Origin of the sequence: Xanthomonas sp. NCPPB 2586, assembly GCF_041475775.2 — a bacterium.
Lineage (GTDB): Bacteria > Pseudomonadota > Gammaproteobacteria > Xanthomonadales > Xanthomonadaceae > Xanthomonas > Xanthomonas campestris.
This window is the reverse complement of sequence record NZ_CM192981.1, coordinates 3,441,317-3,456,162: the sequence shown is the minus strand read 5'-3', so window position 1 is coordinate 3,456,162 and position 14,846 is coordinate 3,441,317. Positions and strand designations below refer to the sequence as shown.

General features: G+C 66.0%; 11 protein-coding genes. 10 read left to right on the top strand and 1 reads right to left on the bottom strand.

The genetic code is table 11. The annotated features are described in order from the left end of the window. Positions 1 to 57: 57 nt before the first annotated feature. The 6 genes from ACCQ09_RS15035 to ACCQ09_RS15010 all read left to right on the top strand — a co-directional run bounded on the left by ACCQ09_RS15035 (position 58) and on the right by ACCQ09_RS15010 (position 7,146). Positions 58 to 1,563 carry a CoA-acylating methylmalonate-semialdehyde dehydrogenase gene (locus ACCQ09_RS15035; protein ID WP_011036454.1) on the top strand — a complete coding sequence of 502 codons (1,506 nt, stop codon included), beginning with the start codon at positions 58 to 60 and terminating at the stop codon, positions 1,561 to 1,563. A 15-nt stretch (positions 1,564 to 1,578) separates the two neighbouring features. Continuing rightward, a complete protein-coding gene (locus ACCQ09_RS15030) occupies positions 1,579 to 2,760 on the top strand; it encodes an acyl-CoA dehydrogenase family protein (protein ID WP_011036455.1) in 1,182 nt (393 codons plus the stop codon). Beyond that, complete coding sequence (locus ACCQ09_RS15025; RefSeq protein ID WP_011036456.1) at positions 2,757 to 3,554, top strand: enoyl-CoA hydratase; 798 nt, start codon at positions 2,757 to 2,759, stop codon at positions 3,552 to 3,554. The genes ACCQ09_RS15030 and ACCQ09_RS15025 overlap by 4 nt, the downstream gene beginning before the upstream one ends. Then, the gene (locus ACCQ09_RS15020) at positions 3,539 to 4,726 is read left to right on the top strand and encodes an enoyl-CoA hydratase/isomerase family protein (protein WP_372357254.1); all 1,188 of its coding nucleotides are present in this window, start codon (positions 3,539 to 3,541) and stop codon (positions 4,724 to 4,726) included. Before ACCQ09_RS15025 ends, ACCQ09_RS15020 begins: the two co-directional genes overlap by 16 nt. Positions 4,727 to 4,742: 16 nt before the next feature. Further along, positions 4,743 to 5,630: a 3-hydroxyisobutyrate dehydrogenase gene (mmsB, locus tag ACCQ09_RS15015; RefSeq protein WP_011036458.1), complete on the top strand. Its 888-nt coding sequence runs from the start codon at positions 4,743 to 4,745 to the stop codon at positions 5,628 to 5,630. 550 nt (positions 5,631 to 6,180) lie between these two features. Then, on the top strand, positions 6,181 to 7,146 hold the full coding sequence (locus ACCQ09_RS15010) for a cation diffusion facilitator family transporter (protein ID WP_011036459.1): 966 nt from the start codon (positions 6,181 to 6,183) through the stop codon (positions 7,144 to 7,146). 182 nt (positions 7,147 to 7,328) lie between these two features. Here ACCQ09_RS15010 and ACCQ09_RS15005 read toward each other — a convergent pair whose 3' ends face one another. Beyond that, positions 7,329 to 9,401 carry a 3-hydroxyacyl-CoA dehydrogenase NAD-binding domain-containing protein gene (locus tag ACCQ09_RS15005; protein WP_040942365.1) on the bottom strand — a complete coding sequence of 691 codons (2,073 nt, stop codon included), beginning with the start codon at positions 9,399 to 9,401 and terminating at the stop codon, positions 7,329 to 7,331. A 236-nt stretch (positions 9,402 to 9,637) separates the two neighbouring features. Between ACCQ09_RS15005 and rpoE the strand changes: the two genes are divergently transcribed. The 4 genes from rpoE to lepA all read left to right on the top strand — a co-directional run bounded on the left by rpoE (position 9,638) and on the right by lepA (position 14,773). Then, complete coding sequence (rpoE, locus tag ACCQ09_RS15000) at positions 9,638 to 10,258, top strand: RNA polymerase sigma factor RpoE (RefSeq protein WP_011036461.1); 621 nt, start codon at positions 9,638 to 9,640, stop codon at positions 10,256 to 10,258. Beyond that, positions 10,255 to 11,115, top strand: coding sequence for a sigma-E factor negative regulatory protein (locus ACCQ09_RS14995; protein ID WP_014507147.1), 861 nt, complete (start codon positions 10,255 to 10,257; stop codon positions 11,113 to 11,115). The genes rpoE and ACCQ09_RS14995 overlap by 4 nt, the downstream gene beginning before the upstream one ends. Before the next feature lie 109 nt (positions 11,116 to 11,224). Next, entirely contained in the window at positions 11,225 to 12,802 is a 1,578-nt protein-coding gene (locus ACCQ09_RS14990) for a DegQ family serine endoprotease (protein WP_011036463.1), read from the top strand. A gap of 180 nt (positions 12,803 to 12,982) precedes the next feature. After that, the gene (gene lepA, locus ACCQ09_RS14985; RefSeq protein WP_016944375.1) at positions 12,983 to 14,773 is read left to right on the top strand and encodes a translation elongation factor 4; all 1,791 of its coding nucleotides are present in this window, start codon (positions 12,983 to 12,985) and stop codon (positions 14,771 to 14,773) included. Positions 14,774 to 14,846 lie beyond the last annotated feature (73 nt).

Here is a 14,846-nt window from a genome sequence, read left to right as displayed (position 1 = left end):
GTTGGATGCGAACAATGCGAAGCAGCTGATCAGCCCCCTTTGTAAGCGAGCCCTGCAATGAGCGAATCCGTCCCACGCGTTTCCCTGTTGATCGATGGCGCCCTGGTTGTCTCTGCCACCACGCACTGGCAGGACGTGGTCAACCCGGCCGACCAGAGCGTGCTGGCCCAGGTGCCCTTTGCCACACCGGCCGAGGTGGACGCGGCCGTGGCCGCCGCGCAGCAGGCCTTCGTGGGCTGGCGCAAGACGCCGATCGGAACCCGCGCGCGCATCTTTCTCAAATACCAGCAGCTGATTCGCGAACACATGCCTGAGCTGGCCGCCATCCTCAGCGCCGAGCAGGGCAAGACCCTGGCCGATGCCGAAGGCGATGTGTTCCGCGGCCTGGAAGTGGTGGAACACGCCGCGGCGATCGGCAACCTGCAGCTGGGCGAGCTGGCCAACAACGTCGCCAATGGCGTGGACACCTACACCTTGCTGCAGCCGCTAGGTGTGTGCGCCGGCATTACCCCGTTCAACTTCCCGGCCATGATTCCGCTGTGGATGTTTCCGATGGCCATCGCCACCGGCAATACCTTCGTGCTCAAGCCTTCCGAGCAAGACCCGATGGTGACCATGCGCCTGGTTGAGCTTGCGCTGGAAGCAGGCATTCCCAAGGGCGTGCTCAACGTGGTGCACGGCGGCGAAGAAGTGGTCAACGCCCTGTGCGACCACCCCGACATCAAGGCGCTGTCGTTCGTGGGCTCCACCAAGGTGGGCACGCATGTGTATCGACGTGCCTCGCTGGCCGGCAAACGCGTGCAATGCATGATGGGCGCCAAGAATCACGCGGTGGTGCTGCCGGACGCCAATCAGGAGCAGACCCTCAATGCGATGGTCGGCGCGGCCTTCGGTGCGGCCGGCCAGCGCTGCATGGCCGCCTCCACGCTGGTGCTGGTGGGCGAGGCACGGCAGTGGATTCCGGCGCTGGTGGCCAAGGCCAGGGGCTTGAAACTGGGCGCCGGCAGCACGCCGGGCACCGATGTGGGGCCGCTGATTTCCTGCGCGGCGCGCGAGCGCGTCGAAGGCCTGATCGCCTCGGGCGTGGCGCAGGGCGCCACCCTGGAACTGGATGGACGCACGCCGCAAGTGCCTGGTCTTGAGCACGGCAATTTTGTCGGCCCCACCATTTTCTCCGGCGTCACCCCGGGCATGCGCATCTATGACGAAGAAATCTTCGGGCCGGTGCTGGTGATCCTGGAAGCGGCCACGCTGGAAGAGGCCATCGCGCTGGTCAATGCCAACCCCAATGGCAACGGCACCGCGCTGTTTACGCAGTCCGGTGCGGCCGCGCGGCGCTTCCAGGAAGATATCGACGTGGGCCAGGTCGGCATCAACGTGCCGATCCCGGTGCCGGTGCCGCTGTTCTCCTTTACCGGCTCGCGTGCTTCCAAGCTCGGCGACCTGGGGCCGTACGGCAAGCAGGTGGTGATGTTCTACACGCAGACCAAGACCATCACCGCGCGCTGGTTCGACGACGAGACGCTGGGGCATGGCGTCAACACCACCATTTCCCTCAAATAAGCCTAGCCCACAGCCATGAACGCAGCGATCCAACTGCCCACTGACCCGGTGGATTTGAACGACGAACAGCAGGCCTTCCGCGCCGCCGCGCGCGACTTCGCCGACAAGGAACTGGCACCGCACGCCGCGCGCTGGGACGCGGAAAGCCACTTCCCGCGCGAAGCCATCGGCAAGGCGGCCGAGCTGGGCTTCTGCGGCCTGTACACCGACGAAGGCGTTGGCGGCCTGGGCATGCGGCGCCTGGACGCGGCCATCGTGTTCGAGGAGCTGGCCACGGTCGATCCGTCCACTTCGGCCTTCATCACCATCCACAACATGGCCACCTGGTTGATTGCCAGCTACGGCAATGACGGCGTGCGTGCGCAGTGGGGCGAGGCGATGACCAGCGGTGCCAAGCTGGGCTCGTACTGCCTGACCGAGCCGGGGAGTGGCTCGGACGCGGCCTCGTTGAAGACCCGCGCCCAGCGCGACGGCGACGACTACGTGCTCAACGGCAGCAAGGCCTTCATTTCCGGCGCGGGCGCCACCGATGTGCTGGTGGTGATGGCACGCACCGGTGAAGACGGCGCACGCGGCATCAGTGCATTCGTGGTGGCGGCCGATGCACCGGGCATCAGCTACGGCCGCAAGGAAGAAAAGATGGGCTGGAATAGCCAGCCCACACGTGGCATCACCTTCACCGATGTGCGCATTCCCGCCGGCAACCTGCTCGGCAAGGAAGGCGAGGGGTTCAAGATGGCGATGAAGGCGCTGGACGGTGGCCGGATCAATATCGCCGCCTGCTCGCTGGGCGCCGCGCAAGGCGCACTGGATGCGGCGCGCCGCTACATGGGCGAGCGCCGGCAGTTCGGCAAAAAGTTGGCCGATTTCCAGGCGCTGCAATTCAAGCTGGCCGACATGGCCACGCAACTGGTGGCCGCACGCCAGATGGTGCACACCGCGGCGCGCAAGCTCGACGCCGGCAGCCACGACGCAACGGTGTGGTGCGCCATGGCCAAGCGCTTTGCCACCGACGCCGGCTTTGCGATCTGCGACGAGGCGCTGCAGATCCACGGCGGCTATGGCTATATCCGCGAATACCCGATCGAGCGCCTGCTGCGCGACAGCCGCGTGCATCGCATCCTGGAAGGCACCAACGAGGTGATGCGCATGATCATCGCGCGCCACCTGCTCAACAGCGAGGAGCAGTTGCGATGAGCGACTGGGAAGGACGCGCGCATACCGGTTTGCAGCTCGAGCGCGATGGCCACGTCGCCATCGTGACGTTGAGCAACCCGCCAGCCAATACCTGGACCGTGCACAGCCTGGCCGCCTTGCGCGACCTGGTGCTGACGCTGGATGCCGACCGCAGCATCTATGCCTTGGTGATCACCGGCGCCGGCGACAAGTTCTTCAGTGCCGGCGCTGACCTCAAGCAGTTTGCCGAGGGCGACAAGGCGCTGGCACGCGAGGCAGCGCGCCGCTTCGGCGAGGCCTTCGAAGCCCTGAGCGCATTCCGCGGCGTGTCGGTCGCGGCGATCAATGGCTACGCCATGGGCGGCGGCCTGGAATGCGCACTGGCCTGCGACCTGCGCATTGCCGAACAACAGGCGCACCTGGCATTGCCGGAAGCCAGCGTCGGCTTGCTGCCGTGCGCCGGTGGGACGCAAAACCTGGCGCGGCTGGTAGGCGAGGGCTGGGCCAAGCGCATGATCCTGCTGGGCGAACGCATCGATGCCGCCACCGCGCAGCGCATCGGCCTGGTGGAAGAGGTGGTCGGCCCCGGCGAAGCACGCGCGCACGCCATCGCCTGGGCGCAACGCGCCGGCAAGCAAAGCCCGCAGAGCGTGGCGGCGTGCAAGCGCCTGGTGCAAGCCACACGCCATGGCACGCACGCGGCCGCCTTGGTGGCAGAGCGCGAAGCTTTTGTGGACCTGTTCGAACATCCCGACCAGCGCGAAGGTGTGGCCGCGTTCCTGGAAAAACGCGCGCCGCAGTGGAGCGATCACTGATGGTGGAAATAAACGCCTCCGATCATTCACCGGTGCTGTTCGAGCAACGTGCCTGCGCCGATGGTCACTCCATCGGCATCGCCACCTTGAACGCGCCCAAGACCCTCAACGGTCTGTCGTTGGAGATGACGCGACTGCTGGACGCGCAACTACGTGCCTGGGCCGATGATGCGCAGATTGCCTGCGTGGTCTTGCGTGGCGCCGGTGAAAAGGCGTTCTGCGCCGGTGGCGATCTGCATGGGCTGTACCAGAGCATGCGTGCGCATGCGGAGGCGGTGCCCGAGATCGCGCGGCGCGCTGCGCAGCCACAGGCCAACGCGCATGCCGCTGCGTTTTTCGAAGAGGAATACCGCCTCGACCATCGCATCCACACCTTTCCCAAGCCGGTGTTGTGCTGGGGGCACGGCATTGTGATGGGCGGCGGCATCGGCTTGATGTCGGGTGCCAGCCATCGCGTGGTCACCGAGCGCTCGCGGCTGGCAATGCCGGAGATCAGCGTGGGATTGTTTCCGGACGTGGGCGGCAGCTGGTTGCTGCGCCGCGTGCCCCACGGCAGCGGTCTGTTTCTCGCGCTCAGCGGCGCACCGCTCAACGCCAGCGACGCCATCTACGCCGGACTGGCCGACGTGCGCCTGGAACATGTGCAATATGATGCGGTGCTGGATGCGCTGAGCGCGCATGCCTGGACCGGTGATGCCGCTCACGATCGCGCGCAGCTGGGCGCTTTCCTGCAGGGCCTGGCGCAGCCAGTGGAACCCGGCCCCTTGCAACTGCACGCTGCGCTGATCGCGAGCATCGTCTCGGCCGGCACGCTGCAGCAGGTTGCCGACGCGCTACTGGCACTGCAAAGCGAAGACGCCTGGCTGCAGGCCGCGCGCGCCACCTTTGCCGCTGGCGCGCCGGGTTCTGCACGGCTGGCGTGGGAGCTGCAGCGCCATCCCGGCACCACCACGCTGGCGGACGCGTTTCGCACCGAATACATGGTGGCGTTGCACGCAGCCGCGCATGGCGATTTCGCCGAAGGCATCCGTGCGTTGTTGATCGACAAGGATCGCCAGCCCGCATGGCAACCGCCAACGCTGGAACAGGCCGATGCGGCCTGGGCAGCCACCTTCTTCACTGCGCCGTGGCCGGCGGGACAGCACCCACTGGCCGACCTTGGCGCGCGTTAATCCGGAGAGCAACTGCATGAGCAAGATCGCTTTTATCGGCCTGGGCAACATGGGCGGGCCGATGGTCGCCAACCTGATCAAGGCCGGGCACGAGCTGCGTGTGTTCGACCTGGTGCACAGTGCATTGGATACCGCACATGCCGCCGGCGCGCAGGTGGCCAGTTCCGCAAGCGACACCCTGCACGGCGCGGAGGTCGTCATCTCCATGTTGCCTGCCAGCAAGCACGTGGAAGGGCTGTATCTGGGCGATGCCGGCATCCTTGCGCACATTCCCGCCGGCGCGTTGGTGATCGATTGCAGCACCATTGCGCCGGCAATGGCACGCACGGTGGCCACTGCTGCGCATGCGCGCGGCCTGGACATGCTGGATGCGCCGGTGTCCGGCGGCACTGCTGGCGCGGCAGCCGGCACACTCACCTTCATCGTGGGCGGCGCTGCACAGGCGCTGGAACGCGCGCGTCCGGTGCTGCAGGCGATGGGCAAGAACCTCTTCCACGTCGGCGACAACGGCGCCGGGCAGGTGGCCAAGCTGTGCAACAACATGGCGTTGGGTGTGATCATGGCCGCCACCGGCGAAGCCATCGCGCTGGGCGTGGCGCAGGGGCTCGACCCGGCGGTGTTGTCGCAGATGATGGCGGTCAGCACCGGGCGCAGCTGGGCCACCGAGGTCTGCAACCCGTGGCCCGGTGTGCTGGAGAACGCACCCGCCTCGCGCGGCTACAGCGGCGGTTTTGGCAATGACCTCATGCTCAAGGACCTGGGCCTGGTCGCCGAGGCCGCGGTGCAGGCGGGCGCATCGATTCCGCTGGGTGAGCTGGCGCGCAACCTCTACGCCATGAACAGCCGGGCTGGCAATGGCGCGCTGGATTTCTCCAGCGTGGTCAAGCTGGTGGCCAAGGTGTGAGGGCAGCTGATAAAGCTGGTACGCCCACCGCCAAGTGTGCGTTGCTGGCCCTGTCACCGGCATCCGTCTTGTAGGTGATCGAACGGAGCGGCGTAGGGGGCAGAGCGACGATCTGCGGCCTGGCTGCGAGGCTCTTGCCCGCCCACCATCGCGGGACACGCCGCAAGTCCCTCCCTGTAGGTTCTTATGCGCCATCCATGCCGCATGAGGTCACGCGACGGTGCGTGCAAGGACCTGTCGAGATGGTCGGTACGCATGCTTGCAAGCAGTGCAGCCGTCTGAGGACGGGCGGTCTGGTCAGCCTCTTCATCCGAGCAATGTCACTGTTGATACGACATCACTCCACCCGCCAATGAAGGCAGCGTGGTCAGCACGTGCCGCCATTGCGACGGTGTGCGAGAGCTTTCGTTAGCCGCCCCAGGTTGCTATCCGGCCTGGGCAATAAGGAGCAGCGCCGCCCTCACGTGATGTGATCTCATCACGCGCCGGTGTAATAGTCTCCGCAACCGCGTGGCCCTAAGGTGCGCGCATTGCACAAGGCCGACACCCCATGGGACACGATCACAGCCACGCACCCAGCGAAATCCGCCACGAAACACCGCTCTGGTGGGCGCTGGCTCTCACCGCCACCTTCCTCGTTGCCGAAGTCATCGGCGCGTTCGTGTCCAACAGTCTGGCGCTGTTGTCGGATGCGGCGCACATGGCGACCGACACCTTGGGATTGATGATCGCACTGGTCGCGGTCCGGCTCAGCCGGCGCCCGGCAGACGCGCGTCGTACCTACGGTTACGTGCGCCTTGAAGCGCTGGGTGCATTGGTCAATGGCGCGCTGCTGTTCGGCGTGGGCGCCTATATCCTCTGGGAAGCCGCGCAACGGTTTCGCGCACCGCAGGATATTTCCTCCAACGGCATGCTGCTGATCGCCGGGCTGGGCCTGGTGATCAACCTGATCGCGATGAAGCTGCTGCACGCCGGCAGTGGCGAAAGCCTCAACGTCAAGGGCGCGTATCTGGAAGTCTGGAGCGACATGCTCGGCTCGGTCGCGGTGATCATCGGCGCCTTGCTGATCCGGTGGACTGGCTGGCAGTGGATCGACCCAGTGCTGGCGGTGCTGATCGGCCTATGGGTATTGCCGCGCACCTGGGTGTTGCTGCGCGAAGCCATCAATGTGCTGCTGGAAGGCGTGCCGAAAGGCGTGGATCTCGCCCAGGTACGCCAAGCCCTGACCGGGCACCCGGACGTGGACGACGTGCATGATCTGCACGTCTGGGCCCTGGCCTCCAGCACCCCGGCCTTGACGGCCCACGTGGTGGTTGGCGAAACGATCGACCGCGACCGCCTGCGTCAAACGCTGGGCGAACTGCTGCACGACCGCTTCGACATCGCGCACGTCACCTTGCAGGTGGAGAGCGGCGATTGCGGAGCCGATCCGTGCGGCACGCCTTCCACGCCGGCTGCTGCGGGCGAGGCGCATAGTCATGCGCATGGCCAGGGCGCGCATCATCATTCCCACTAGCATGCCTCCTGCGCACAGCACACGCAGTTAGCCAACAAATAACGACGAATGCCGTGCCGCGCAGGAAAGCACGATTGCTTTGCAGCCAGGCAGCTGTGCGCTCGCAATACGCTCACTCAACCGATCCTGCGCGGCGGTTAAAAAAAACGCCACTGCGTAGTGGCGTTTTGGGTTGAGATCTTTTATGCCACCGGCTCCCGCAACACTGGCGACTCCCAACCCGGCCGCGGTACAAACCGCTCGCCATACCGCGCCTGCAAGGCATGCAGGCGGGCCAGCAGCGCGTCTGCACCGACGCTGCGGATGTGCTGGATCGGGCCGCCGCGGAAGGGCGCAAAGCCGGTGCCGAAGATCACGCCGGCATCGAGCAGGTCCGCATCGGCCACCACGCCTTCGTGCAGGCAGGCCACCGCTTCGTTGAGCAATGGCAGGATCAGGCGGTCTTCCAGGTCTGTCGGCACCTCGTAGCCGCTGGCAACTTCGGGTTTGACCGCGCGGCCGTTTTCCCATTTGTACAAGCCCTGGCCGTCCTTCTTGCCGCGCTTGCCGGCCTCCACCGTGGCCAGTGCTGCCGGGATCGGCAGGCCCAGGAACGGGGCGAGCTCCGCACCGACGCCGGCGGCCACGTCCAGGCCCACGGTGTCGATCAATTCGATCGGCCCCATCGGCATGCCGAACTTCACCGCGGTCTTGTCCAGCACCGGCCCGGGAATGCCCTCGGCATACGCGGTGGACGCTTCCAGCAAGTACGGGAACAGCACGCGGTTGACCAGGAACCCCGGCGTGCCGGCGACCGGCACCGGGAATTTGTCCAGCGCCTTGCAGAACGCGGCCAGCCGCGCCACGTTGGCCGGATCCAGCCCGTCGTGCTGCACGATTTCCACCAGCGGCATCATCGCCACCGGGTTGAAGTAGTGCAGGCCGGCAAACTGTGCCGGGCGCTGGATGTGTCCACGCAACTCGGTCAATGGAATCGAGGAGGTGTTGGTGGTGAGTAGCGCATCCGGCTTGAGTTGCGGCTCGATGCTCTGGTAGAGGTCGCGCTTGGCTTGCGGGTTTTCGATGATCGCTTCAATGACCAGATCCGCCTGCGCCACGCCGCTGCCGGCCAGATCGCCGCGCAGACGCGCGGCCACGGCGGGGCGCTTGGTCTCGTCCTTCACGCGCTTGCCAAACAGTTCGCCGCCGCGCGCCAGTGCGGTATCGATGAAGCGCTGTTCGCGGTCCTGCAGCGTGACCTCGAAGCCCTTGTAGGCGGCCCACGCGGCGATATCACCACCCATCACGCCGGCACCGACGACATGCACGTGGCGGATGGCCGGCAAGCCGGTGTCCTTGCCGCCAAGGGCCTTGAGCCGCTCGGTCAGGAAGAAGATGCGGATCAGATTGCGCGCTGCCGGCGTGCTGGCAAGCTTGACCACTGCCTTGCGCTCGGCCGCCAGGCGGGCCTGGATGCCACCGCCACCGGCGCGTTCCCAGGTGGTGATCAACGCATACGGCGCGGGGTAGTGTTCCTTGCGGGCCTTGCGCGCGACCTGCTTGCGCATCTGCGGTGCCAGCAGCTTGCGTGCAAGCAGGGTGTTGGTCGCCCAGGCGGTGGCGCGTTGCTTGAACGGGCGCGTGGTGCCGGCCAATGCCAGCGCCGCAGCCACATCCACCAGCACCGCCGGTGCGGCAACCTTGTCGACCAGGCCCATCGCCCGCGCAGCCTTGGCCGACACCGTGCGCCCGGTGAGCATCAGGTCCATTGCCGCCGGTGCCCCGATCAGGCGCGGCAAGCGGGCGCTGCCGCCCCAGCCGGGAAAGATGCCGAGCTTGGTTTCCGGCAGCCCGATGCGCGTGCTGCCATCGTCGGAGGCCACCCGGTAGCGGCAGGCCAGTGCAATCTCGGTGCCGCCGCCCATGCAGAAGCCATGGATGGCCGCCACCGTGGGGCAGGGCAGTTCGGCCAGTTTCTGGAACACCTGCTGGCCGCGCCGAATTGCGTCGTTGACGGTGCCGCGGCGGTCGAACTCCTGGAATTCCTTCAGATCGGCGCCGGCGATGAAGCCATTGGCCTTGGCCGAGCGCAGCACCACGCCCTTGGGCGGATCCAGTGCCAGGCGTTCGATGACATCGCCCAGTTCGAGCAGCACGTCCTGCGAGAAGGCATTGACCGCCGCGCCTTGGCGGTCGAGGCTGAGCACGAGCACGCCGTCCTCGCGCAGGTCTGCCTGCCAATGGCTGAATCGGAGCCCGTCGAAACCTGGAAGCATGCGGTTGGCCATCCGGCGATATAAGGAAAGGCCGTTATCATCCAGAGGTTGTTTCCTTCACGTCAAATACCCATACCTGTCGCAGGACCGTGCCGGCCCAGTGCAAGGCGTCGCCAGCGACACGTCGGCGCCGCTGTTTGCGGCAGCGCTGCGATCGTTTGGATCGGTAGGAACTTTTCTTTTCAATGGCGGTCTCATTGCCCGACTTCGGTGGGCAGACAGGAGTGCGGCCCGACATGGCCGAAGTCGATACACCTCAGGAGCTGGATCTGGAACTGGTCCGGCGTGTGCAGCGCGGCGAGAGCGCGGCGTTCGATGTGTTGGTGCGCAAGTACCAGCACCGGATCGTCGCCCTGATCGGGCGCTACATCGCCGACTGGAGCGAATGCCAGGACGTGGCCCAGGATACGTTTGTGCGCGCTTACCGCGCGATCAACAGTTTTCGTGGCGACGCCCAGTTCTATACGTGGCTGCACCGCATTGCCGTGAACACTGCCAAGAACCACCTGGTTGCGCACAATCGCCGCCCGCCCACCGATGACATCGACGTCAGCGACGCCGAACAATTCGATGGTGCGACCCGCTTGCGCGACACCGACACCCCGGAGCGCGAATTGATGCGACAGGAGCTGGAACAAACGGTGATGCGTGCGGTCCAAGCCTTGCCGGAAGAACTCCGGTCGGCCATCACCCTGCGCGAGGTGGAAGGGCTGAGTTACGAGGAGATCGCGCGAAAGATGGATTGCCCGATCGGAACGGTGCGCTCGCGCATCTTCCGGGCGCGCGAGGCCATCGACATCGAGCTACGGCCTCTGCTGGAGACCGAAAGCGCTACCCGTGAGCGACACCGTGTATGACCAATAATCCTGACATGTCCACCACCGACAAGTTCGAACGTCATTACCGCCAGCAGCTGTCCGCGCTGGTGGATGGTGAGCTGAGTGCCGAGGAGTCGCGCTTTTTGCTGCGGCGCCTGGCCCATGACGAAGAGTTGGCCGGCTGCCAGGAGCGCTGGCAGCTCTGCGGCGATGTGCTGCGCGGCGCGGCAAGTGCCCCGGCGCCGCTGGATTTCGCCGCCAAGGTGCGCGCTGCCGTGGCCGAAGAACCGGCACCTGCCGCGGCGCCCGCTGCACGCCCTGCGGCGCGCTGGCGTTGGGGGGGCGGTGCTGCGTTGGCGGCATCGGTCGCCGCGATCGCCTTGTTCGTGTCCCGCGAACGGCTGCCTGAGGTGGCCGCGCCCGCGCCCGCCGAGCAGGTGTTCGCCACCACTGCACGGCTGCCCGCATCCACTCCCGCCCCACAGGCGCCGAAGGCCCCGGATGCGCCGGACGACGTGGTTGCCCTGGCGGCGGCCGTGCCCGCGGCGGCGCTGGCCTCGGCCCGGCGTGGCGCGGCGACCCGCAATCAGCAGGTCGCTCGCAGCGTGGCGGCGCGCAACCAGCAGGCACCGGCCCGGATGGTGGCCTCGGCTGCGGCCCCGGCTGCAACGCCCGCGGTCGCCTCGCCGGCGGCAGCAAACCCGTTCACGCATCCTGAAGCCACGCTGCAGGCCCGCCCGTGGCCACGCGCCGCACTGGCGGGGTCGGGCGAAAGCCCGCTCAACGCCAGCTTCAGTCAAAGCCGGCAGGCGCCAGCGTTCTATCCGTTCGAGCCCGCCCCGCAGGCGGCCGCTGCGGCAGGCCGAGCACAGCCAGCTCCGCCGCCGCAGGACTGATGTTCTCGCCGTTTCTCACCCGTTCGGCATCCATGCTCCCGTTACCGTGTCCGGCCCTTGCAACTGCTCGGGTCTGGGCCCTTGTCGCCCTGCCATCGGAGGCAACCTGATGAATCCCCGCATCCGCACCCAGATGTTCGGCCTGTTGGCCATGACCCTGCCGTTGGCTGCCTGCGCGCAGCAACCCGAAGCGCCAGCCAAGACCAGCGCGCCGATCGCGGCCAACCGCAGCACCACGCCGGCGCCGCAGCTGGTGGCGGGCTTGCCGGATTTCACCAATCTGGTCGAGCAGGTCGGCCCGGGCGTGGTCAATATCGAAACCACCATCACCCGCAAGGACGCCATGGCGCGCTCGCAGCGCGGCGGTCCGGGCGGACGTGGCGGCGGCGCGATGCCCGACGACGAGCAGATGCCGGAGTTTTTCAAGCGCTTCTTCGGCCCGGATTTCCAGATGCCGGGCGGCCCGCGTCAGGGGCCGGGGCAGGGCGATGATGATGGCGGCATCGCCGGCAAGTCGATGGGTTCGGGCTTCATCATTTCCGCCGACGGCTATGTGCTGACCAATCATCACGTGGTGGATGGCGCCAGCGAGGTGACCGTCAAGCTCACCGACCGTCGCGAGTTCAAGGCCAAGGTGGTTGGCAGCGACGAGCAGTTCGACGTGGCCCTGCTGAAGATCGAGGCCAAGGGCCTGCCGACCGTGCGCATCGGCGATTCCAACACGCTCAAGCCGGGCCAGTGGGTGGTGGCGATCGGTTCGCCGTTCGGGCTGGATCATTCGGTCACTGCCGGCATCGTCAGCGCCACCGGTCGCAGCAATCCATACGCCGACCAGCGCTACGTGCCGTTCATCCAGACCGACGTGGCGATCAACCAGGGCAACTCCGGTGGTCCGCTACTTAATACGCGTGGTGAGGTGGTCGGCATCAATTCGCAGATCTTCTCCGCTTCGGGTGGCTACATGGGGATCAGCTTCGCGATCCCGATCGACCTGGCCTTCAGTGCGGCCGAGCAGATCAAGGCCAGCGGGCATGTCAGCCGCGGCATGCTGGGCGTGGCCGTCGGTCCGATCGATACGCTGAAAGCGCAGGGTCTGGGCCTGCCGGATACGCGCGGCGCGCTGGTCAACGACATCCCCGCCGGCAGCCCGGCTGGCAAGGCCGGCATCGAGGTGGGCGATGTGATCCGCTCGGTCAACGGCAAGGAAATCGCGGTGGCCAGCGATCTGCCGCCGATGATCGGCCTGATGCCGCCGGGCACCAAGGTCAGCTTGAACGTGCTGCGCGACGGCAAGCCGCGCCAGGTCACCGTCACCCTGGGCACGCTGGAAAACGAGTCTGGCAGCAGCGCCCCGCGCACTGCGGCCGACGATAGCAAGCCGTCCGCGCCGGCCAGTGTGGAGCTGCTGGGCCTGCAGGTTGCGGACCTGACCGCCGCCGAGCGCAGCCGCATGGGTCTGGAAGCGGGTGAGGGTGTGCGCATTGCCTCGGTCACCGGCTCGGCTGCACGCAGTACCCAGCCGCCACTAGCTCCGGGCCTGGTGATCGCCCGGGTCGGCCGCACCAAGGTCGGCAGCGTTGCCGAGCTGAACCGTGCGCTGGCCAGCTACAAGAAGGGCGACGTGGTGATGCTGCTGGTCACCGATGGCAAGGCCACCAGCTATGTGGCGTTGAAGGCGGGCGGCTGAGACGCAGGGAATCGGGAGTTGGGAGTGGGGAATCGGAAACAGCGGCAGGTCATGCCGTCTGCTTTTACGATTCTCCATTCCCGATTCCCCAATCCCGGCCTGGCAGGCCAAGCCGTGCGATAATGTGGCGTTACCCTGACGACGGCACCGCCGGCGCCCACCTCAATGTCCTCTGATTCAATGCGGAATATCCGCAACTTCTCCATCATTGCCCACGTCGACCACGGGAAATCCACCCTGGCCGACCGGATCATCCAACTGTGCGGCGGTTTGCAGGCGCGCGAGATGGAAGCCCAGGTGCTCGACTCCAACCCGATTGAGCGCGAACGTGGCATCACGATCAAGGCGCAGTCGGTGTCCTTGCCGTACACGGCAAAAGACGGGCAGACCTATTTCCTGAACTTCATCGACACCCCCGGGCATGTGGACTTCTCCTATGAAGTCAGCCGCTCGCTGGCGGCCTGCGAAGGTGCATTGCTGGTGGTGGATGCGGCGCAAGGCGTGGAAGCGCAGTCGGTCGCCAACTGCTACACCGCCGTGGAGCAGGGCCTGGAAGTGGTGCCGGTGCTCAACAAGATCGACCTGCCCACCGCCGATATCGAGCGGGCCAAGGCCGAAATCGAGGCGGTGATCGGCATCGACGCCGAGGATGCGGTGGCGGTCAGTGCCAAGACCGGCCTCAATATCGATCTGGTGCTCGAAGCGATCGTGCACCGGATTCCGCCGCCCAAGCCGCGCGATACCGACAAGCTGCAGGCGTTGATCATCGACTCGTGGTTCGACAACTACTTAGGTGTGGTGTCGCTGGTGCGCGTGATGCAGGGCGAGATCAAGCCGGGCAGCAAGATCCAGGTGATGTCCACCGGTCGTACGCATCTGGTCGACAAGGTCGGCGTGTTCACACCCAAGCGCAAGGAACTGGTGGCACTGGGCGCCGGCGAAGTGGGCTGGATCAATGCCTCGATCAAGGACGTGCACGGCGCGCCGGTCGGCGACACCCTCACCCTGGCGGCCGACCCGGCGCCGCACGCATTGCCCGGTTTCCAGGAAATGCAGCCGCGCGTGTTCGCCGGCCTGTTTCCGGTCGATGCCGAGGACTATCCGGACCTGCGCGAAGCGCTGGACAAGCTGCGTCTGAACGATGCCGCGTTGCGCTTCGAGCCGGAAAGCTCCGAGGCGATGGGCTTCGGCTTCCGTTGCGGCTTCCTTGGCATGCTGCACATGGAAATCGTGCAGGAACGGCTGGAGCGCGAGTACAACCTCAATCTGATTTCGACCGCGCCGACGGTGGTCTATGAGGTGCTCAAGACCGACGGCACCATCATCCCGATGGACAATCCGTCCAAGCTGCCGCCGCTCAACCACGTGGAAGAGATCCGCGAGCCGATCATCCGCGCCAATATCCTCACGCCGCCCGATTACGTCGGCAACATCATCACGCTGTGCGAAGAAAAGCGCGGCAGCCAGATCGGCATCAACTACCTCGGTAGCCAGGTGCAAATCAGCTACGAGCTGCCGATGGCCGAAGTGGTGCTGGACTTCTTCGACAAGCTCAAGTCGGTCTCGCGTGGTTACGCCTCTCTGGATTATCACTTCCTGCGTTTCGATGCCGGCCCGTTCGTGCGCGTGGACACGCTGATCAACGGCGACAAGGTCGATGCGCTGAGCATCATCGTGCACCGCAGCTACGCCGATCGGCGCGGCCGCGAGCTGTGCGAAAAGATGAAGGAGCTGATCCCGCGGCAGATGTTCGACGTGGCAATTCAAGCCGCCGTCGGCTCGCAGATCATCTCGCGTTCTACGGTCAAGGCGATGCGCAAGAACGTGTTGGCCAAATGCTATGGTGGCGACGTTTCGCGCAAGAAAAAGCTGCTGGAAAAGCAGAAAGAAGGCAAGAAGCGCATGAAGCAGGTCGGCCGCGTGGAGATTCCGCAGGAGGCCTTCCTGGCCGTTCTGCAGATGGATAAGTAGCTGGGAATGGTCAATCGGGAATCGGGAATCGTCAGGGCGTGCGCGCTCCTGCTGTTCCGATTCTCGATTCCCG